Annotated in this window: 13 protein-coding genes and 1 pseudogene; 8 read left to right on the forward strand and 6 right to left on the reverse strand. The window is 74.0% G+C overall.

What is annotated here, in order from left to right; translation table 11 throughout:
- Window positions 1-126 precede the first annotated feature (126 nt).
- The gene (locus tag OO47_RS03275) at window positions 127-1,569 is read right to left on the reverse strand and encodes a hypothetical protein (RefSeq protein ID WP_030209747.1); all 1,443 of its coding nucleotides are present in this window, start codon (window positions 1,567-1,569) and stop codon (window positions 127-129) included.
- Window positions 1,570-2,138: 569 nt separating this feature from the next.
- On the opposite strand from OO47_RS03275, the gene OO47_RS03280 reads away from it, so the two are divergent.
- The 3 genes and pseudogenes from OO47_RS03280 to OO47_RS38365 all read left to right on the forward strand — a co-directional run.
- Window positions 2,139-4,325 carry an asparagine synthase-related protein gene (locus tag OO47_RS03280; protein WP_030209757.1) on the forward strand — a complete coding sequence of 729 codons (2,187 nt, stop codon included), beginning with the start codon at window positions 2,139-2,141 and terminating at the stop codon, window positions 4,323-4,325.
- Window positions 4,326-4,448: 123 nt separating this feature from the next.
- The gene (locus OO47_RS03285) at window positions 4,449-5,045 is read left to right on the forward strand and encodes a Uma2 family endonuclease (RefSeq protein ID WP_030209759.1); all 597 of its coding nucleotides are present in this window, start codon (window positions 4,449-4,451) and stop codon (window positions 5,043-5,045) included.
- Between the two features lie 73 nt (window positions 5,046-5,118).
- A pseudogene (locus OO47_RS38365) lies at window positions 5,119-6,270 on the forward strand (BTAD domain-containing putative transcriptional regulator); the annotation flags it as partial.
- A 111-nt stretch (window positions 6,271-6,381) separates the two neighbouring features.
- On the opposite strand, the gene OO47_RS03295 reads toward OO47_RS38365, so the two are convergent.
- On the reverse strand, window positions 6,382-7,002 hold the full coding sequence (locus OO47_RS03295) for a hypothetical protein (protein ID WP_030209768.1): 621 nt from the start codon (window positions 7,000-7,002) through the stop codon (window positions 6,382-6,384).
- Window positions 7,003-7,080: 78 nt separating this feature from the next.
- On the reverse strand, window positions 7,081-10,056 hold the full coding sequence (locus OO47_RS03300; protein ID WP_063831873.1) for a helix-turn-helix domain-containing protein: 2,976 nt from the start codon (window positions 10,054-10,056) through the stop codon (window positions 7,081-7,083).
- An 80-nt stretch (window positions 10,057-10,136) separates the two neighbouring features.
- Here OO47_RS03300 and OO47_RS03305 point away from each other — a divergent pair, with 80 nt between their 5' ends.
- A complete protein-coding gene (locus tag OO47_RS03305; RefSeq protein WP_030209771.1) occupies window positions 10,137-10,334 on the forward strand; it encodes a hypothetical protein in 198 nt (65 codons plus the stop codon).
- Between the two features lie 594 nt (window positions 10,335-10,928).
- Window positions 10,929-11,219, forward strand: a complete 291-nt coding sequence (locus OO47_RS03315; RefSeq protein ID WP_030209777.1) for a hypothetical protein — start codon at window positions 10,929-10,931, stop codon at window positions 11,217-11,219.
- Here the strand turns inward: OO47_RS03315 and OO47_RS03320 are convergent.
- A complete protein-coding gene (locus OO47_RS03320; protein WP_030209788.1) occupies window positions 11,206-13,413 on the reverse strand; it encodes a sigma-70 family RNA polymerase sigma factor in 2,208 nt (735 codons plus the stop codon). The two genes, OO47_RS03315 and OO47_RS03320, sit on opposite strands and share 14 nt — an antisense overlap.
- A gap of 205 nt (window positions 13,414-13,618) precedes the next feature.
- Window positions 13,619-14,425 (reverse strand): TetR/AcrR family transcriptional regulator, encoded by an 807-nt coding sequence (locus tag OO47_RS03325; protein WP_033207907.1) that lies wholly within the window; start codon window positions 14,423-14,425, stop codon window positions 13,619-13,621.
- A gap of 352 nt (window positions 14,426-14,777) precedes the next feature.
- On the opposite strand from OO47_RS03325, the gene OO47_RS03330 reads away from it, so the two are divergent.
- Together OO47_RS03330 and OO47_RS03335 are read left to right on the forward strand one after the other, a co-directional pair.
- On the forward strand, window positions 14,778-16,142 hold the full coding sequence (locus tag OO47_RS03330; protein ID WP_030209795.1) for an NAD(P)/FAD-dependent oxidoreductase: 1,365 nt from the start codon (window positions 14,778-14,780) through the stop codon (window positions 16,140-16,142).
- A 106-nt stretch (window positions 16,143-16,248) separates the two neighbouring features.
- A complete protein-coding gene (locus OO47_RS03335) occupies window positions 16,249-17,880 on the forward strand; it encodes an ATP-binding SpoIIE family protein phosphatase (RefSeq protein WP_030209798.1) in 1,632 nt (543 codons plus the stop codon).
- Here the strand turns inward: OO47_RS03335 and OO47_RS03340 are convergent.
- On the reverse strand, window positions 17,877-19,172 hold the full coding sequence (locus OO47_RS03340) for an MFS transporter (RefSeq protein WP_199812265.1): 1,296 nt from the start codon (window positions 19,170-19,172) through the stop codon (window positions 17,877-17,879). The genes OO47_RS03335 and OO47_RS03340 overlap by 4 nt on opposite strands.
- A 154-nt stretch (window positions 19,173-19,326) precedes the next feature.
- On the opposite strand from OO47_RS03340, the gene OO47_RS03345 reads away from it, so the two are divergent.
- Complete coding sequence (locus tag OO47_RS03345; protein WP_030209804.1) at window positions 19,327-19,893, forward strand: MarR family winged helix-turn-helix transcriptional regulator; 567 nt, start codon at window positions 19,327-19,329, stop codon at window positions 19,891-19,893.
- Window positions 19,894-20,297 lie beyond the last annotated feature (404 nt).

Consider the following 20,297-nt stretch of genomic DNA (forward strand, 5'->3'; position numbering starts at 1 on the left):
CCCGATACTGCACTGGCCCACTGACAATCCCGTGAAACCCCGCGCGGCCTCATGAGACGCGGTTCACCCGGGGACGGGTGTTCATGCGGGGCCGGGGGCCCGTCCGGGACCCGCGCGGCGCGGCCGTCACGCCGGGGCGACGAGCAGCGGCCTGGCCCGCTCCCGCAGCTCCATGACGCGCGGCTCGTCCCCGTACGGTTCGAGCCGGTGCAGCAGGTCCCGCACGTACTCCGTCGTCCGCGCCGACGAGATCCGCCCCGCCACCTCCACCGCGCGCGTACCGGCCGCGCAGGCCGCGTCCAGGTTGCCGGACTCCAGTTCGGCGACGGCGGACACGACGAGCCGGAGCCCGTGCGAGCGGACGAACTCCTCCGTCGGCCGGGACAGCGCCTGCTCGGTGAAGCGGCGCACCTCGCGCGGCATCCGCAGGTCGCGGTAGCACTCGGCCGCGTCGGCGCAGAACCGGTCGTACGAGTAGAAGCCCAGCCAGGTCGGGTCGGAGTCGCCCGCCCGCGACCGCTCCAGCCACCCCTCGGCGGACTTGAGCGCGGCCGCGGCGGCGGCCCCGTCCCCGGCCTTCGCGTGCGCGCGTGCCTCGACGAGACGGAAGAAGGACATGGTGCGGGCGGTGGCGAGCCCCCGGTTGCGCTCCAGGGCGGCCTGGGCGAGGTCCACGCCCTCGTCGGCGAAGCCCCGGTAGGTGGCCTGGAGGGACATCGACGCCAGGACGTACCCGCCGAGGGGCACGTCGGCGGCGGCCCGGGCGAGCCGCAGGGCCTGGATGTAGTAGCGCTGGGCGGCCTCCTGCTGCCCGGTGTCGAAGGCCATCCAGCCGGCGAGCCGGGTGAGTTCGGCGGTCGCGCCGAACAGGGCCCGGCCGACCTCGTCCGAGTACGAGCCGAGCAGCAGCGGGGCCGCGTCCACCCGTAAGCACTCGGGGACCATGGACGAGCGCCAGTCCCCGCCGCCGTACTTGGAGTCCCAGCGGCGCGCGTCCTCGGCGGCCTCGCGGAGTTTGGCGACGTCGCTGTGGCCCACGCGCGCGTGCTCCGGCGCGGGCGCCGCCGGGGGGCCGACCGCCGGGCGCGGGACCTCCCGCTCCACCGACGGGTCGGCCGGGGTTATCAGCCAGCGGGACGTGGGCGTGGCGTACGCGCTCACCGCGAACGACCCGGCGAGCGACTGCCAGATGCCGCCCCCGCCGGCCCGCCGCCCGGCGAGGTCGAGCCGGTACAGGTCGGTGGCCGAGCGGACCGCCTCGCCCACGTCGCGAGGGAAGGCGAGCCCCACCTCGGGCGCCGGGTCGGCGTCGGCGAGCCCGATCTCGTGCAGCGGCACGGGACGGCCGAGCTTCTGCCCGATCGCGGCGGCGATCAGGTGCGGGGCGGCGCCCTGCGGCACCATGCCCTTGGACACCCAGCGGGCGACCGAGGTCTTGTCGTAGCGGAGCGTCAGCCCCCGTTGCGCGCCGAGGTCGTTGACGCGCCGGGCGAGCCCGGCGTTGCTGATTCCCGCGAGGGCGAGAACCGTGCCGAGCTTTTCGTTCGGCCCGCGTTGCTCCCTGGACATGACGCCACCCCTCGACAGCACAGACGGCCGCCACGACGCCGGGCATAGGCGTGCGGCATTCGTAAGCACAGCGTAGTTCGCCGGATCCCTACCGTTAAGGGGCGCTGTTCCGTATGGCGAGATTGTTGTGTGACCAATCGGCGGGGAGGGTCGTCCGGGTGACGCGTGCTCCGGCCGTGTGGCCGTGCGCCCGGCCGTGCGCTCTCGTCCGGGCGGCGGGGGAGCGCTTCGATCGGTACCGCGTGGGTCGGCCCATTCGGCCGGGGTCGGAGTCCCGGACCAGTGGGCTGGGGGACACCGCCGCCCCATTCCCCGCGGGCGGCGGACGGCGCCGGGAGGCGGAAACGCCTCCCGGTCAGCCGGCGGCCGGTGGAGAACGGGCCGTTCCTGTTCGTGCCCGATCGGCTCCCAAACCTTTCGGCACGGTCGATATTCGGCCGAATGTCGGCCCTGCCCAACTGGCCCATGCCAGGGGCGCATTCGGCTTTCGCGCGCGTGCACCCGGACCCCGCCCCGTGCGCCGTTGTCATGGCAGCATGTCTCCCACCGAAACGGACGTGGAGGCGCCGATGCGATGGCTGGTGGGCTGGAGCAGTGTCGCCGCGAGCTTCGCAACGACCGGGGGAGCGCGGGCGGGAGCGGCGAACGGCCCGTACGGCACGGGTCCGGCGGTCCACGACGCGTACGACCCCTACGGTACGGACCGGGCGACGGCGGCCGAGGGGCGCACGGTGCAACCGGTGGGCGCACAGCTCCTGTGGGGCGGCCCCGACCCGCTCTGGGCGGTCGGCGACTGGCGCCCCGACGAAGTCCGGGTCGTGTCCGTCGACGACCACACCCGCATCGCCGTCCTCGGCTGCTGCGCCGCCGGCGACGACGAACTGCGCAGGGGACTGCTCACCGCGCGCGGGGGCGCCCTGCGCCACCTCACGGCCTGGCCGGGAAGCTACACCGCCGTCGTCAGGGCCGGCCGCCGCGTCACCGTCACGGGCGACCTCGCCGGGGCCCGGCCGGTCTTCCACACCCCGTGGCAGGGCGGCACCGCGTACGCCACCGCCGCCCTGCCGCTCGCCGACCTCGTCGAGGCCCAGCTCGACATCGGCCACCTGGCCGCCCTGCTCGCCTGCCCCGAGACCCCGGAGGCGCTGCGCGACTCCACCCCCTACGAGGGCGTCCGCAGGGTGCCGCCCGGCCACGCGCTGATCCTGCGGGAGGGCTCGCGCGAGATCACCGGGTACGAGCAGGTCGCCTCGCTCGCGGTCGCGACGCCCGAGTCCGACCCCCGGCAGGCCGTCGAAGGGGTCAGGGACGCCCTGGTCGAGGCCGTACGGGCCCGGCTCACCGCCCCCCGGCACGCGCCCGAGATGCCGCTGCCCGACCCGGGCCCGGTCCCCGGCATGGGGCCCGCCGACCGGCGCGCGGCCCGGGGCGCGCGCCCGGCGCCCGGCATCGGCGCCGACCTGTCCGGCGGCAGCGCCTCCGGCACGCTCGCCCTCCTGGCGGCCGGGCTCCCGGGCGTGCCCGGCACGATCACGGGCCACGGCACGGGCGCGGGGGAGCGGCTGCTCGCCGTCACCTTCAACGACCTGGCCACGCGCGCGGGTTCGGACCGCGAGGACGAGCTCGAGCGGGCCCGGGAGCTGGCCGCCGACCCGCGCCTGCACCACGTGGTCGTCGCCGCCGGCGAGGAGGCCCTGCCGTACGCCTCCCTGGACGGGCCGCTCACCGACGAGCCGGGACCCGCGCTCGTCACGGCCGAACGCCACCGGCGGCGGCTCGCGGGCGGCAGCGCCGACCACTTCACCGGCATGGGCGCCAAGCAGGTCCTGGACGCGCACCCGGCGCGCCTCGCCGACCTCCTGATGGACCGCAGACGCCGCTCCCTGGTGCGTCCCGTCACCGCGCTCGCCAAGGCCTCGGGCCCTTCGGCGGGCGCGCTCCTGGTGCCGTTGACCGTGTACCGGGCGGCCCGCAAGCTGGCCCGCACCCCGTACCGCACGGGCCTGGAGACGGCGGCCCGCCGGGTCCTGGAGGCCAACCGCACCGCCCACGACGGCTTCGGGCCCCTGGAGGCCTCCCTCTCCGCCCTCGCCTGGTCGCGCCCGGGCCCGGCGGCACGCTGGCTGACGGGGGAGGCGCTGGCCGAAGTATCGGTTCGCCTGAACCGGGCGGCGACCCTCCCGTCCTCCGTCCAGCGCCCCGGCGAGGCACGCGCGCGTGCGGCCCTCGCCCGCGCCGCCGCCGACCACCGGGTCCTGGAGCAGGCCGCCGAGATCCGCGGCCAGCGGCTGCACGCCCCCTTCCTCGACAACCAGGTCGTACGGGCCTGCCGCGCCCTCCCCGAATCGCTCCGGGTCCAGCCGGACGCCCGCGCCGGCGTCCTGCGCACGGTCCTGACCGGCGCCGGCGTCCACGACCTGCCGCCGGGCTGGGGCGCCCCGCACCCGGCCGTCCCGGCCGCCGCCGCTCGCGCGGGCCTGCGCGCCGCGCTCCCCCGGCTCCTGGCCCTCTTCGACGCGCCGCTCCTCGCGGACGCGGGCCTGATCGAGGCCCGCACCGTCCGCGACGCCCTGCGCGCCGCCGCCGACGGCGCGCCCGTCCCCCTCGACGGCCTCGCCGACCTCGTCTCCACCGAACTCTGGCTCGGCCGCCTCCTCGCCCGCCGCGGCTCCTGCTGGACCAGCACCACGGAGCCCCGCGCCCACCGCGCGGTCCAGGGGCCCCTGATCCCGGCGTCGAGGTCGCTTCCGGCGTGAGGCTCCGCGGGGCGCCTTCCGGTCGCAGGTGCGCGGCACGCTCGTTCGAGCGAACGCACTCCGGACCCCGCCGCGACGCCCGTTCTAAGCTGAGAGCGTCGCACCGAGCGAAGGAGGTCCGGCATGGCGCTGCCGCTGCCGATTCCGGAAGACGCGTTCTCCGAGGGCACGCCCGACCGCGAGGGTGCGAGTGTGCAGGAGACCTTCGAGCTGTTCAGTGCGCTGGCCCCCAAGGGCTGGCGCGTGGAGCTGATCGAAGAGGAGATCCACGTGGTGCCTCCGGCCGATGGCGAGCACGAGGAGATCGTTTCGGAGGTGAACGGCCAGGTCCGAGATCACGACAAGGGTGTCGGGCGTTACACGGGCATCGGCCTCAGCCTGCCGGGTACAGCCGACACGGCGCGGGTCATCCCCGACCTCGTCATCGCCCCCAAGGGCAGCTTCGCCGACCAGCAGGAGTGGCACGCCCCCGACCCCGTCCTCCTCGTCGCCGAGGTCACCTCCTCCTCCACCGCGAGCCGCGACCGCGTCCAGAAGATCCGGGCCTACGCGCGCGCGGGCATCCCCCTCTACCTCCTGATCGACCGCGAGGCCGGCGAAGCCGTCGTGTGTTCCGGGCCGGCGGGAGACGACTACGACCACAAGTCCGTCCACAAGCTGGGGACGCCCGTCCCGATCCCGGCGCCCCTGGGCTTCACCCTGGACACGGCCGAGTTCTGACGTCCGCCCGTCTCCGGGGCGAGCCCGGGTAAACCCCGAGGCGTCCGCGCGGGCCCGCGGCCACAATGAACCGGTGCGGTATCTCATCCTCGGCACCACCGAGGCCCTTCGTCCCGACGGCACCCCCCTCCCCCTCGGCGGTGTCCGGCTGCGCGCGCTCCTCGCCGCGCTCGCACTGCGTGGCGGACGGCCCGTCTCCGTCGGCGAGCTCGCCGACGACGTGTACGGGGACGCCCCGCCGCAGGACGCGCCCGCCGCCCTCCAGGCCCTGGTCGGCCGCCTCCGCCGGGTCCTCGGCAGGGAGGCCGTCGCCTCCACCCCCGGCCCCGGCTACCGGCTCGCCGCCGGACCCGACGACATCGACCTGTACGTCTTCGAGCGCCGGGCCGCCGAAGCGGGCGCCCGGCTCGACGCCGGTGACCCCGGCACCGCCGCCGCCCTCCTCCGGGAAGCCCTCGGCCTCTTCCGCGGCCCCGCCCTCGCCGACCTGCCCGGCCCGGCGGGCGTCCGTCCCGAGGCCCAGCGGCTCGCCGCCCTGCGCCGCCGCGTCGAGGCGGACCTGCGCCGGGGCGCCGCCGACGGCCTCGTACCGGAACTGACCGAGCTCACCGCCACGTACCCGTACGACGAGGCCTTCCGCGCCCACCTCGTCCGCGCCCTGCGGGCCGAGGGCCGCCACGCCGATGCCCTCGCCGCGTACGAATCGGCCCGCCGCACCCTCGCGGACGCCCTCGGCACCGACCCCGGCCCCGAACTCACCGCCCTCCACCGCGAACTCCTCGCGAGCCCGGCCGCGCCCCCGCCCTCCACCGGGGGACCCGCCGGGAAACCCGCCGGGGGACCCGCCGGAGGACCCGCCGGGGGACCCGCCGGAGGACCCACTGGGAGACCCACCGGGGGCCACACCGAGAAACCCGCCGAAGGACCCTCCGAGAAGTTCTCCGAGAAGCCCTCCGGGGGCCCCGCCGGCAACATCCGCCCCCGCCTCACCTCCTTCGTCGGCCGCGAGCCCGAGCTCGACGCGCTCCGCGCCGACCTGGCCGGCTCCCGGCTCGTCACGCTCACCGGCCCCGGCGGAAGCGGCAAGACGCGGCTCGCCGAGGAGGCCGCGCTGCGGACCGGCGGCCCCGCCGCCTGGATCGCCGAGCTCGCCCCGCTCGACGACCCCGGGGCCGTCCCCGGCGCCGTCCTCTCCGCGCTCCGCCTCCGCGAGACCAGCCTGATCAGCGCGGGGGCTGAGCCCGGAGAACGAGGCTATCCAAGACGGCTCTGACGCCGTGATCACACCAGTCACATCAAGATCGTTCCATGGGGTGACTGGAGACCGCCCCGCCTCTTAGCTGCCGCTCAGCGGAGATGCCCACGTGGGGTCGTGCCGGGATCTCTTCGTGAGGTGGGCCAGCAGGTGCTCGGCCGTGCTTGAGATGGTGTCTTGAGGCGCGCCGACTACGACCAGGGCAGCGATGAGCCTTGCCAGTGCTGTTTCCGGGACCTCTGGATCGGTGAGGGGGAGCAGCAGCAGGAAGCGGGTGGCTGTGTCCTGAACGCCTTCGGTCGCAGGAGACGGGCTGTCAGCGATCCTGATCAGTTCGTGCCATGTCAGACCGGTGCCCGAGAAGTCTCCGTCCCAGCTGGCGATCTGCTCGACGTGGCTTCTGCCTGGATGGGTGAGGAGGTAGTCGGTGCCGTAGTCGCCATCCAGGTTGCGGTAGATCACCACGGCTCCGGGGCCGTCTTCTGCCGGCAGCCTGAACGCTGGCCAGCGTTCGGGATCGAAGAGGACCTCGGACAAGGCATCGGTATCGGCGCCGTCCTCACCGAACCACTCCGGACCGGGGCGCTCGGCACACCCACCGTCGCTGCACATCGCCAGAAGGTGGTTCGACCAGAAGCCCGGGCGGGCCGGCAGTGACTCGCCCGCCACCAACGGGCCGACGTCGTATCCCTTGATCAGCACCCTTCAATCCTGTGACCAGCCATGACACAGTCCCGTTCCGCGGCACCGCCCAGTTACGGGACAGCCCTTGGGTAGCGGTCAAGAGGAGTGGCACGTGGAGCATTGCCATGGCCGCGTGGGCGTGCCGCCTGGGTCTAGTCCGTCGGGCCACCGCGTTGTGAACCCGAGAGGTGTCCCCCTAATTTCGTCTGTGCCAAGGTCGGCGGCCTGCCGGGCAAGGTGCTCGGCACCCTCTCCGTCCCCGGCCTCCTCCCGCATCTCGGCCAGGCGGAACAGGGCGAGGGTGTCGCCAAGGTCGGCGGCCTGCCGGGCAAGGTGCTCGGCACCCTCCCCGTCCCCGGTCTCCTCCCGCATGAAGGCCAGGCGGGACAGGGCGTAGGGGTTGCCAAGGTCGGCGGCCTGCTGGGCGAGGTGCTCGGCCCCTTCCCGGTCCCCGGCCTCCTCCCTCATCTCGGCCAGGCGGGACAGGGCGTCGGTGTTGCCGAGGTCGGCGGTCTGCTGGGCGAGGTGCTCGGCCCCTTCCCGGTCCCCGGCCTTCTCCCGCATCTCGGCCAGGCGGGACAGGGCGTCGGTGTTGCCGAGGTCGGCGGTCTGCCGGGCGAGGTGCTCGGCCCCTTCCCGGTCCCCGGCCTTCTCCCGCATCTCGGCCAGGCGGGACAGGGCGCGGGTGGTGCCGAGGTCGGCGGCCTGCCGGGCGAGGTGCTCGGCCCCTTCCCGGTCCCCGGTCTCCTCCCGCATGAAGGCCAGGCGGGACAGGGCGTAGGGGTTGCCGAGGTCGGCGGCCTGCCTGTAGAGGCGCTCGGCCCCTTCCCGGTCCCCGGCCTCCTCTCTCATCTCGGCCAGGCGGGACAGGGCGCGGGTGTTGCCAAGGTCGGCGGCCTGCCTGTAGAGGTGCTCGGCCCCTTCCCGGTCCCCGGCCTCCTCCCGCATCTCGGCCAGGCGGGACAGGGCGTAGGTGGTGCCGAGGTCGGCGGCCTGCTGGGCGAGGTGCTCGGCACCCTCCCCGTCCCCGGCCCGCTCCCGCATCTCGACCAGGCGGGACAAAGCGTCGATGTCGCCAAGGTCGGCGGCCTGCCGGGCAAGGTGCTCGGCCCCTTCCCGGTCCCCGGCCTCCTCCCGCATGAAGGCCAGGCGGGACAGGGCGTAGGGGTTGCCGAGGTCGGCGGCCTCCCTGTAGATGCGCTCGGCACCCTCCCGCTCCCCGGCCTTCTCCCGCATCTCGGCCAGGCGGGACAGGGCGCGGGTGTCGCCAAGGTCGGCGGCCTGCCTGTAGAGGCGCTCGGCCCCTTCCCGGTCCCCGGCCCGCTCCCGCATCTCGGCCAGGCGGGACAGGGCGTCGGTGTTGCCGAGGTCGGCGGCCTGCCGGGCGAGGTGCTCGGCACCCTCCCCGTCCCCGGCCCGCTCCCGCATCTCGGCCAGGCGGGACAAAGCGTCGGTGTCGCCGAGGTCGGCGGCCTGCCTGTAGAGGTGCTCGGCACCCTCCCCGTCCCCGGCCCGCTCCCGCATGAAGGTTAGGTAGAACAGGGCGTCGGTGTCGCCGTGGTCGGCGGCGCGGTGTCGGAGGTGGTGGGCCCATTGCAGGCGATGCCGGGACTGGGCCGCCTTGATGAGGTTGTTCAGGTCGTCGGGGTGGGTGAGATGAATAAAGGCGGCGTGCCAGAAGGAAGCGGGCGGACACAGTGGTCTGCGGGTGGTGCGGCCGTGTTGTTCGAGGTAGTCGGCGAGCCGGAACATCGGCCCTGTAGCCGCCGGGTGCGGTATGTCGATAGGAGGGGAGGGCGTGGGTGGCCGCCGTCGGGGCCGGGGGATGGTGTTGCGGAGGGGGGCTTGTTTGCCGTGGACCTGTTCGGCGAGTTCGGCGAAGGCCTGTTCGGCCCAGTCCTCGGTGAGTCGGTCGTAGTCGGTGTCGGTGAGGTAGTCGGCGGCGGCGTCGATGAGGAACGCCTGTGGCAGGTGGAGGCCGACGCCGAGGCGGCGCGCGTCCATCGCCGCCTCCAGCACAGCTCTGGCCGCAGGGGTCGCCCGTTCGTAGCGGTTGAGCAACTCGGGGGCCCCGGCCAGGTCCTGAGTCACTCGCCCGTCGGTGCCGGCGCGGGTGAGGGCATCGGCCAGCAGCCGGTCACCGTCCCGGGCGAGGGTCGCCGCGGCGGCCAGCGCCTGTGCGTCAAACGCGTCGGGGACGGTCAGCGTGCGGCCGGACAGGAGTTCCCGAACCCGGCTGTACGGGTCTTCCCTACCCGGGGAGGACATGGCGGTGTAGCGGGCGGCGTACTCGGGCCAGAGGGTGCCGAGCACCAGCACCGGACCGCGTTCCGGGGTGGTGAGCAGGCCGTGGAGTGCGGCGGCGACGCGCTCGCCGGCCTCGCGGTCGCCGAGGTAGTGCTGGGCTTCGTTCAGCCACACCACAGTTTCAGGAGCGACACGGTGCAGGTCATCGAGAGCGGCCTCGGCGCGGGTGGGATCGAAGGGATGCCAAAGCTTCCACCTCATGTTCGCGAGGGGCTGCACAGCCTCCCAGCATGCCCGTGTCTTGCCCGTCGATGAACCTCCCACCAGGACCACCATCCGGCTGCGGCCGGCCACAGCATCCCGCACAGCTTCCGCCAGCACCAGGTCATGCCCGCGCTTGACGTACCCCGGCAGCTCCCGCGCCCTCGGCACATCGCTGCCGGGAACGATGCTGCTGGGACCCGCCGGGTGGACTTCCAGAGCGTGCGGCTCCCACTGCCCGATCGGACGGCCCGGCGCCGGCCGCTGTCCTCCCCCGGCGTCCGCGTCCCGCTGCAAGGCCAACAACTCCTCGACAGGCAGCTTCAACGCACGGGCCAGTGCCTGCACCGTGTGCGCCGAGGGCACCGGCCCGCCAGTCTGGAAGGCCCCCGACACGGTCGTACGCCCCAGCCCCGACCGGCGGGCGAGTTCCGTCTTGTTGATCCGGTTGCGGGCCAGGCCGTCGCCCAGCCTCCCGCGCAGCTCCGTGAGCGCCGGATTGTCGGCAATGCCGTCCTGCTCGTACTGCACCCGCCCCCCAAAGCCGTGTTCGCCGGTGTTCATCTTCCTCCGGCGAACCCCGGCGAACAGGGTTTCCGCGACTTTCGACCACGACACCCCACCTCGTGAACCGGGAGCCTGCCGTGACCGTCGCCGTTGCCCTCCTCACCATCGCACTCGTGATCGTCATCGCGCTGCTGGCCGCCGCCGGCGCGGCCAAACTCGCGCGGATGGACGGCGCCACCTACCCGGCCGCTCTCACCCGAGCCGCCACCGCCTTCGCCGCGGTCATCACCCTCACCGCTGCGGTAGCAGGAGCACTTGCTGCCCTCTTCGCCTGAACCAGCCCATCGGCCGCAGGTTGACGATCCCAAGCCCCGTACCGACCGCATCCTGGACCCCCGTTCGAGGTCGTCGCGCCTCGCGGAAGGTGTTTCGGTCGAAACAAGGGCGCCCAACCTCGGTTCGTCCGAACCGGAGAGGTCGGCGCGTACACATCACGAACATGCCGTGCGTGCCTGAACGACCCTCAGATACTCGTCAGGCACGTTTGTAAGCCACCACTTACCTCACATGCCTGACACTCAATCCGCACCCAAGATAACGCCCGCCCCTTCCTCGCCTACCTGGGCGCCGCCATCGCCCTCCACCGGGGCGACATCGAGACGGCCCGCGTCCACACGGAGGAGGCGGGCCGCCTGGTCGAGGCCGGGAACCCGCCGCCGCACTCCACGGCCGCGGTCATCGGACTCGCCGCCCGCGTCGAGGCGTACGGGGGCGGGGGCGTCGCGGCCGTCACCTCCGCCGCGACCGCCCTGCGCGCCGCGCGGGACGTCCGGTGCGCGGACCTCATCGCCGCGGCGCTCGGTCAGGGGCTCGCGGTAGCCCTGTCCCGGGCGGGCGAACCGCTCCTCGCCGCCACGGTCCTGGCCGCCGTGGACTCCTGGCGCCGCGAACTGCCCCGCTCGGTCCCGGAGCTGGAGGAGGCCGCGTCGGTCACGGACCGCTCGCTCGCCGTCCTCGGCGGGCCGGGCCTCGCCGCCGCCCGGACGGCGGGCGAGGGACTGGACGTCGACGGGGTCCTGTCCCTCGTGGAGGGCTTCCCGTCGGGCGCTCCGAAGGCCGACGCCCCGACATGCCCACCGGAAAACGTCACGGAGGCCGTTACGGAGGCCGCTCCGGGGGCTGTTCCGGAGGCCGCTCCGGACGGCGTCAGGAGCAGCTGATCCGGGACCCTGCCCAGTCGGCGATCGCCGCTCGCCCCAGCGGCCCGGACTCCTCGACCACGAGCCGGAGCCTGGAGCGTCCGGTGATGTCGACGTGCACCGGGACCGGCGGGTCGCCCGCCTCGATCACGCCGGACCGCCAGAGCCGCTGCCCGTCCCCGTAGACGGAGAAGCGGACGCCGCCGACGCCGAACAGGGCGCTCAGGTCGTCGACGCCGACCACCGCGTCGTAACTCGTGCACTGCCGGTTGAGGTCGATGACCAGCGAGGACGGCGCGTGGACGCTCACCCCGTGCGCGTACCGGGTGCTGCCGACGGAGAGGCCCCTGCGCTGCCACATGAAGCCGCTCTCGGCCATGGACACCTCGGGCTTGGTGCCGTCGCCGAAGATCCCGTAGTCCAGCTCGTCGACCGGGTAGACGACCGGCGGCGCGGGCGGGGGCTTCTCGGGGCTCGGCGTCGGTTTCGGCTTCGGTTTCGGCGTCGGCTTCGGGGCGGGCGCCGGTTCAGGAGCGGGCGTCGTGCTCACCGGCGGCGTGGGCCTCGGCGTCGGCTCCGGGGCCGGCGGGGCGGGAGGCGCGGGCTCCGGCGCTGTCCTCGTCTCCGGCTCCGGCTTCGGAGAGGGTTTCCGGGAGGGCTCCCGAGGGGCGGGCGCGGGCGCCGGGGCGTCGGCCCTCACGGGCGGGGCAGGCGGTACGGGCTCCGCCGGGGGCGCGGGCTCCTGCGGCGCCACCGGGACGACGACCGGCTGCGAGGGCCTGGGCGCGGCCACGGGCTCCGGATCCCCGGCCATGGCCCAGACGAGCCCGGCCGCAGCGGCGACGGCCGCGGCCGCCGCGATCCCCACTTTGGCCGGGGTGCCGAGCCCCTCGGCGGCGGCACCGCCCGGGGCGGCGCCCCCCGAGGACCCGGAGGCGGCCGCCGCCGCACCGGCCCCGGCAGCGGCGGCGGTGCCGCCCGCGACGGCCCCGGCGGCCTTGAGCGAGTACCCGGCGGCGAACCAGCCGATGACGGCGACCGGCAGCAGCGCGGGGATACCGGCGTTCACGTGCGCCAGTTCACCGGCGGCGAGCCGGCACTTGGCGCACTCCTCCAGGTGCTTGCGCAGCCCGCGCTCGGCCCGCATCCGCAGCCCGCCGCGCGCGTAGGCGCCGAGCCGGTCCGCGTAGCGGGCGCAGTCGCCGCCCGCCGTCAGGGACTGGCTGACGTGGGCCTGGAGGTAGGCCTGCTTGAGCCCTTCGCGGGCCCGGCTGGCGAGCACGGCCGTGGCGTTGGCGGTCAGCCCGAAGAGCGGGGCGACCTCGCTCGGCGACTCCTCCTCGACGGTGGTGTGCCACAGCACGGCCTGCCACCGCTCGGGCAGCGAGCGGAAGGCCTGCATGGCGAGCGACCGCTCGGCCTCGTGCATGGCCCGGACGTCCGCGCCGAGGTCCATCGTGTCCTGGTCGGAGACCTCGGAGGAGCGGGCGGCCTCCGCGGCGAACACCGCGAAGTCCTCGACGAGCTGTTCCCGCTTCTGCGTCCTGGCCCAGCTCGCGGCGACCCGCCGGACGGTGGTCATGAGGTAGGCGCGCACCGCCTGCTCGGGCCCGGCCCCGCCCCGTACGGCCTGGAGGGTGCGGGCGAACACCTCGGCGGTGAGGTCGTCGGCGGTGTGCGCGTCGCGGCAGCAGGACTTGGCGTACCGGCGCACGGCCTCGGAGTGGCGGCGGAACAGCTCCTCGTACGCGGAGTCGTCGCCGTCCCGCATGAGCTGGACGAGGTCGGCGTCGGAGGGCGGCAGTTCGAGGGGCGGCGGAAGCACCCCGTCCCCCTCGGCGTCCCCTTCGACCTCCGTGAAGCCGCCCTCCACGAGCCCGCCCTCACCGAATCCGGCCCCGGCCCCGGTGGCCGCCCCCGCGACACCCCCGGACCCGACCCCGACCCCGACCCCGGCACCCGGCCCGGCGGACTTCCCCTCACGCTGCTGCGGCACGCTCGCGCCGAGCATCTCGACCGGAGCGACCGGAGCGACCGGAGCGACCGGATCAAGCGGATCGAACCGATCGTCCGGATCGACGTACCCGGGCGGCGATCCCGCCGCCCCCGGGAGACCCACCGGCCCGCCCTGGCTCGGCACCTGCCGGGCGGGCAGGCCCCCGGCCTCCGCGGTACCGCTGTTCCCCAACGGCTCGTCCCGACCCTCACCGCTCATCGCGGAAGCCCCCGTACGCATGCTCAGAACCGAACACCGGCCAAGCCTGCCACAGAGCGCGGGCACGCCGAAGCGCCCCGTCCACATACCACTCGTCCGGGGCGACTTCCCGTATCCGGGCGTAACCGCTCACGCGTTCGTGTCATGCTCGTAGGTCCGCCCGGACCACCGGCCACGCGCCGGCGAGGAGAAGGAGTGGCCGTCCCTACCGGGAGCGCAGCCCTTCGAGCAGGATGTCCAGGAGCCGCGCCGAAGCCGCCGCCTGCTGCACCGCGTCCGGCAGGGCCGGCGCGGCGGTGGCGATGACGAGGAGGACGTCCGCCACGGTCACGTCCGTCCGCAGCTCACCCGCCTCCCGCGCCCGGTCGACCAGACGCCCGACGACCTCCAGGAGCTCGGCGGCCCCCGCGTCGTCCCGCTCCTCGGCCGGCACGCCGCGCGGTGCGACCACCCGCGTGTCCGCCTGCCCGTCGCCGCCCCGCTGGTACGGCACCCGGGCCGCCTCGTCCGCGTCCTCGGCGGCGCCCGGCAGCACCGAGTCGTCCACGCCCACCCGCAGCACCTGCGGCGGCAGCAGCCGCCCCGCGCCCGAGGCCACCGAGGTCCGCAGGAACCGGGAGAGCGCCGACCACGGCTCCTCCTCCTGCCCCAGCGCGGCCCGCGCCTGCTCGGTCAGCCGCGCGGTCTCCTCCTCGGCTATCCGGCGCACCAGCACGTCCTTGCTGGGGAAGCGCCGGTAGACGGTGCCGACCCCCACGCGCGCGCGACGCGCCACGTCCTCCATCGGAGCCCCGTAGCCGAGCTCGCCGAACACCTCGCGCGCGGCCCGCAGCACGTGCTCCAGATTGCGCTGCGCGTCCACCCGCAGCGGCGCCGACCGGCCGCCCGCCGACAGCGCGCCGCCCCGCTCGGAGCCGCCGACCCGCTCGGAGCCCACGGCTCCCGCGGCCCGCGCGTCGTCGACGGCCACCGCCCCGGCGCCCGGCTGCCAGCGTGAATCCTGCATCTGCATAAGCGTTCCCCCGCTCATGATGTCTCCCCCCGGAGACTCCCCGCCCTGACACGGGGCTTCCGGCCGACGAGCGCTTCGGTCCACGCGCTCCCATCCGACACCCCGACGAAGTACGAACATAGTTGAGTCGGAGTCAATTCAGAAGGGGGTGTTCCGCACGGTGCGCCCCCGATCGGAGCAAGGCCCGGATCACTCCCGTTTCCCACCCCCCTCCGAACCCGCCCCGACCTCCGTGACCAGGGTGGATCCCACCGCATCCGCCTCGCGCGCCACCCCGCGCCTCCGTACCCCTCCGGTCACACAATTTGTCGAGCCTGTGGACAAACAACGGCCGGGGGTGCGTCATGGGACGGTGACCGAACCTGTGCGCATTCTCGTGGTCGGCGGTGGATACGTCGGCATGTACACCGCGCTGCGCCTCCAGCGGCAGCTCAGGGCGGAACTCCGATCCGGCGCCGCCGAGATCGTCGTGGTCACCCCCGAGCCGTACATGACGTACCAGCCGTTCCTGCCCGAGGCCGCCGCCGGCTCCATCTCCCCGCGCCACGTCGTCGTACCGCTGCGCCGCGTCCTCGACCGCTGCCGCATCCTCATCGGGGAAGTCCTCTCCGTCGACCACGCCGAGCGGACCGCGACCCTCTCCACCCTCGCCACCGACGAGGAGGGCACGGCCCCGGTCGAGCTCACCTATACCGAACTGGTCATCGCGCCCGGCTCCGTCTCCCGCACCCTCCCGGTCCCCGGCCTGGCCGAGCACGGCATCGGCTTCAAGACCGTCGAGGAGGCCATCGGCCTGCGCAACCACGTCATCGAGCAGATGGACATCGCCTCCTCCACCCGCGACCCCGCGGTCCGCGACGCCGCCCTCACCTTCGTCTTCGTCGGCGGCGGCTACGCGGGCGTGGAGGCCCTCGCCGAGCTGGAGGACATGGCCCGCTACACCGCCCGGTACTACCACAACATCAAGCCCGGCGACCTGCGCTGGGTCCTCGTCGAGGCCTCCGACCGGATCCTCCCCGAGGTCGGCGGGAAGATGGGCCGGTACGCCGTTCGCGAGCTGCGCGGCCGGAACGTCGACGTGCGCCTGGAGACCCGCCTCGACTCCTGCGAGGACCGGGTCGCCGTCCTCAGCGACGGCACCCGGCTCCCCACCCGCACCGTCGTCTGGACCGCCGGTGTCCGACCCGCCCCCCTCCTCGCCGCCACCGACCTGCCGCTGAACGAACGCGGCCGGATCCGCTGCACCGCCCGGCTCTCCGTCGAGGGCGTCGACCACGCCTGGGCCGCCGGCGACGCCGCCGCCGTCCCCGACGTCACCTCCGGCGCACCCGGCGGGGAGTGCGCGCCCAACGCCCAGCACGCCGTCCGCCAGGCCCGCGTCCTCGCCGGGAACATCACCGCCTCCCTGCGCGGACAGCCGCTCAAGGAGTACGCGCACGCGTACGCGGGCTCCGTCGCCTCCCTCGGCCTCCACAAGGGCGTCGCCCACGTCTACGGACGCAGACTCAAGGGCTACCCGGCGTGGTTCATGCACCGGGCCTACCATCTGAGCCGGGTCCCCACCTTCAACCGGAAGGCCCGGGTCCTGGCCGAATGGACCCTGTCCGGCCTGTTCAAACGGGAGATCGTCTCCCTCGGCTCCCTGGAACACCCCCGCGCCGAATTCGAGCTCGCGGCCTCCCCGCCACCCGGCGACGACGACAAGCCGTCGTCCTGACATCACTGTCAGTGCACTCGTCCACACTGGGCGTGTGACCATAGGTGGGCTCATACCTGCACAGCGTGACTCCGCGCGGCACCGACACCACGAGGCATACAGATCCGTGAACTTCACCCGTTGGAGCGCCCGGCTCCCCGGCACACAGCGCCGCACGGCGCGGGGGACCGAAGGCTCCGTGCCCGCCGCCCGCGGTGAGCACGGGCAGCAGCCGGAGCGGCCGGCCGACGTCGCCGAGGACGTCCCCTCCCTGGAGGACTTCTCCGTACGGGAGCTCCTCGGCCGCCTCCCCGGCCTGGTCGCGCTCGTGTACGGCCCGGAGCACCGCATCGCGTACGTGAACGAGGCGTACGCCACCGCCTTCGGCCCCCGCACCCCCGGCGCCACCGTCGCCGCCACCTGCCCGGAGGCCGAGGACCTGGGCCTGCCGCCCCTCATGGACCAGGTGCTGCGCAGCGGCAAGCCCCGCACGGTCAAGGCCCGCCGCGCCCGGGACGGCGGCTCGTACACGGTCACCTGCCTGCCCGTCGACAGCCCCCGCGTCGACGGCGGCGCCGTCCTCGTCCACGCCGCGGACGTCACCGACCACGCCGAGGCCGCCGAGCGGCTGCGCGCCAGCGAGCGCAAGCACCGCGAGACCGCCGTCACCCTCCAGCGCTCCCTGCTCCCGCAGGACCTCGAACAGCCCGACGACCTGCGGATCGCCGCCACCTACCAGCCCGGCGGCACCGACGCGGCCGTCGGCGGCGACTGGTACGACGTGATCACCCTCGGCGCCGGCCGCACCGCACTCGTCATCGGCGACGTCATGGGCCGGGGCGTCCGCGCCGCCGCCGTCATGGGCCAGCTCCGCACCGCCGTCCGGGCGTACGCGCGCCTGGACCTGCCCCCGCACGAAGTCCTCCAGCTCCTCGACGGCCTCGCCGCCGAGATCGACGCCAGCCAGATCGCCACCTGCGTGTACGCGGTCCACGACCCCAACGAGGGCAGGCTGGTGTACGCCTCCGCCGGCCACCTCCCGATCCTCGTACGGGACGAGGACGGCACCGTCCGCCAGGCCGACGACCCCACGGGCCCGCCGCTCGGCACCGGCGGCTGGCTCCACACCTCGGGCTCCATCGCCCTGCCGCCCGGCTCCACCGCCGTCCTCTACACCGACGGCCTGGTCGAGCGGCGCCGCGAGGACATCGACGAGGGCGTCGCCGCCCTGGCCCGCGCACTCTCCGGCGCCAGCGGCACCCCGCAGGTGGTCTGCGACCGGCTCCTGCGCTCCCTGGGGGTGACCGCCGACCACGACGACGACGTCGCCGTCCTGGTCGTCCAGCACCCCTCCCGCGAGGGCACGGACGCGGAGCTGTTCCACAACGCCGCCCTGGAACTCCTCGGCGGGATCGAGGCGGCCCCCCGCGCGCGTGCCTTCGCCTCCGGGGTCCTCTCCAGCTGGCGCTTCCCGGTCGAACTGCGCGACCTGGGCGTCCTCGCCACCAGCGAGCTGGTGGGGAACTCCCTCCAGCACGGCACCCCGCCCATGCGCCTGCGGCTGCGCCGCACCGACCGGCGCCTGATCATCGAGGTGACCGACGGGGACGACCACCTGCCGCGCCGCCGCAGGGCGGAAACGGAGGACGAGGCGGGTCGCGGGATCTCGATCATCGCGACGATCGCCTCGTCCTGGGGGAGCCGCCGCACCCCGGGCGGCGGCAAAGCGGTCTGGTGTGAGTTCGCCCTGAAGGACTAGGACGCCCTGACCGGCACGTCCTGCCGGATCGGCTCGTCCGGCTCGACCGGCTCGTGCCGGACGACGACCTTCGACGGCCGGAGGGCCAGGGACGGCTGGTTCTGCTCGGGGGTGAGCTGCTTGCCGAGCCGGACGGCGAGGAACGTGATCCCGAGCGAGAAGAGCACGAAGGTCACGATGTACGGACCGTGCAGCGCGGCCCCCATGGGCCCGCCCACGGCCGGACCGACGGCCAGCGCGAGCTGCTTCACCAGGGCGAAGGCCGAGTTGTACGAGCCGACCATCGACTCCGGCGCCAGGTCGGCCACCAGCGGGGCCACGGTCGGCGACAGCATCGCCTCGCCGAGCCCGAAGAGGGCGTACGTGGAGACGAAGGCCGCCGTCGCCATGGCCTGGCTGCCGTGCCCGAGGCCCGCGTACCCGGCGATGATCCAGGCGACGGTCCAGATCAGGCCCACGGCCGCGATGACCCGGCTCCGCCGGCGGCGCTCGACGAACTTGAGCACCAGGAACTGGGCCAGCACGATCACCGCCGTGTTGGCGGCGAGCGCGAGCCCGAGCGCGGACGGCTGGATGCCGGCGGCCTCGGTGCCGTACGCGGCGAGGCCCGACTCGAACTGTCCGTAGCAGGCGAAGAAGAGGACGAAGCCGAGGACGCACAGCTGCACCATCGCCTTGTGCCCGAGCAGCGCCCGGACGCCGCCGCCCCTGCCCGCCTCGGACGGGCGGGCGTCCTGGAGCGCGGGGGAGCCCGGCATACGGACGGTCCCGACGATCCCGGCCAGCACCAGGAACATCGCCGCCTCGATCGAGAACAGCAGGATGAAGCTGCCGGGCCGGCTGGTGTCGACCAGCTGCCCGCCGATCAGACCGCCGACGCCGAGGCCCAGGTTCTGCAGGAAGAACTGCATGGCGAACGCCCGGGTGCGCCCGACGGGCGTCGAGCACCAGACGATCATCGTGGCGAGGGCCGGCTGGAGGACGGCCGTACCGGCGCCGAGCAGCGCCGCCGCCCCCACGGCCGCCGGCACGCTGGAGGCGAAGCCCATCCCCACCGCGCCCACGGCGGCGACGACCGAGGCCACGAGCAGCACGGGCACGGGCCCGCGCCGGTCGATGGCCCGCCCGCTGAAGGGCAGCACCACGAGCGCGGCCATGGCGAAGACGGCCAGGACGATGCCCGCCGTCGCCGCGCCCAGATCCCGCACCTGTGCCACGTACACATAGAGGTACGGCACGGTGAAGCCGAGTCCGAACGCGCTCAGCGCGCTGCCTGCCTGAATCCGGCGCATCTCCGCGCCCCTCGCCTTGGTCACACTCACCCACTTCGGTCACGGGTTCAGGCCTGTAGCCCTGAACCCTGAAGACTTAAAAGCTAAAGTTAACTCCTCAACTGTACACATAGAAGGACTTCGACGCCAACGAGGTCCGTGGGATACTCGCCGCATGCCCGAAAACCCCGAGCGGTCCGGCCCGCAGGCTCCCCAGGAGCCGAGCCTCGACGAGCAGATCGCCGCCTACCAGCGCGAGTTCCGCGACCTCGACCCCCAGGTCGAGAAGGTCGTCTCGGCCCTCGGCCGGCTGAACCGGCGGATGAACGTGGCGTACGGACGCCAGCTCGCCGACCTCGGCATCAGCAACGCCGAGTGGGAGGTCCTCAAAACGCTGGTCCTCTCCGGGGAGCCCTACCGGCTCGGCCCCGGCGAGCTGGCCAAGCGCCTGGGCCTCACCCCGGCCGCGATGACCCACCGCATCGACCGCATGGCGGGAGAGGGCCTGGTCACCCGCGACCGCGACGAGAACAACCGGGTCCGCGTGATCGTGGAGCTCACCGACGAGGGCCGCACGAAGTGGCTGGAGGCCATGCGCATGGCCACGGCCTTCGAGGAGGACCTCCTCCAGGACCTCAGCACGGAGGAGAAGGGCGTCCTCGGCGACGTCCTCATCCGCCTCCTCCGCCGCGTGGAGCACACCCAGCCCGACGCCGGCGGCCGCCTGACGGACCTCGACTGAGGCCACCGGGACGGGCCTGGGGGAGGAGGTTGACACGCCCTTCCCGGACGCGTAGTGTTCTCCGAGTTGTCACGGAGCCGGAACGGTTCTGCGACAGCCACTCCCGCCGCTGATGCGGCACCTCTACTCAGCACGATCTCCCTCACGGGAAGAATTTCGGCATGCCGAAATTCATTTCGAAAGACTCGATTATGAGTCGCCGGGGGAATCCGCTAGAGTTTGAGACGTCAGAACGGCCCAACAGCCGGAAAGACAACTCCCGCTGACTGGGAATCAGACGCCGAAAGGATCTGATAGAGTCGGAAACGCCGGAAGGCCCCCGGAGTGAAAGCGAAAGGGACCGGAAAGCACCGAGGAAATCGGGTCGGAAAGATCTGATAGAGTCGGAGACGCAAGACCGAAGG

Origin of the sequence: Streptomyces bikiniensis, from assembly GCF_000716625.1 — a bacterium.
Classification (GTDB): Bacteria; Actinomycetota; Actinomycetes; order Streptomycetales; family Streptomycetaceae; genus Streptomyces; species Streptomyces bikiniensis.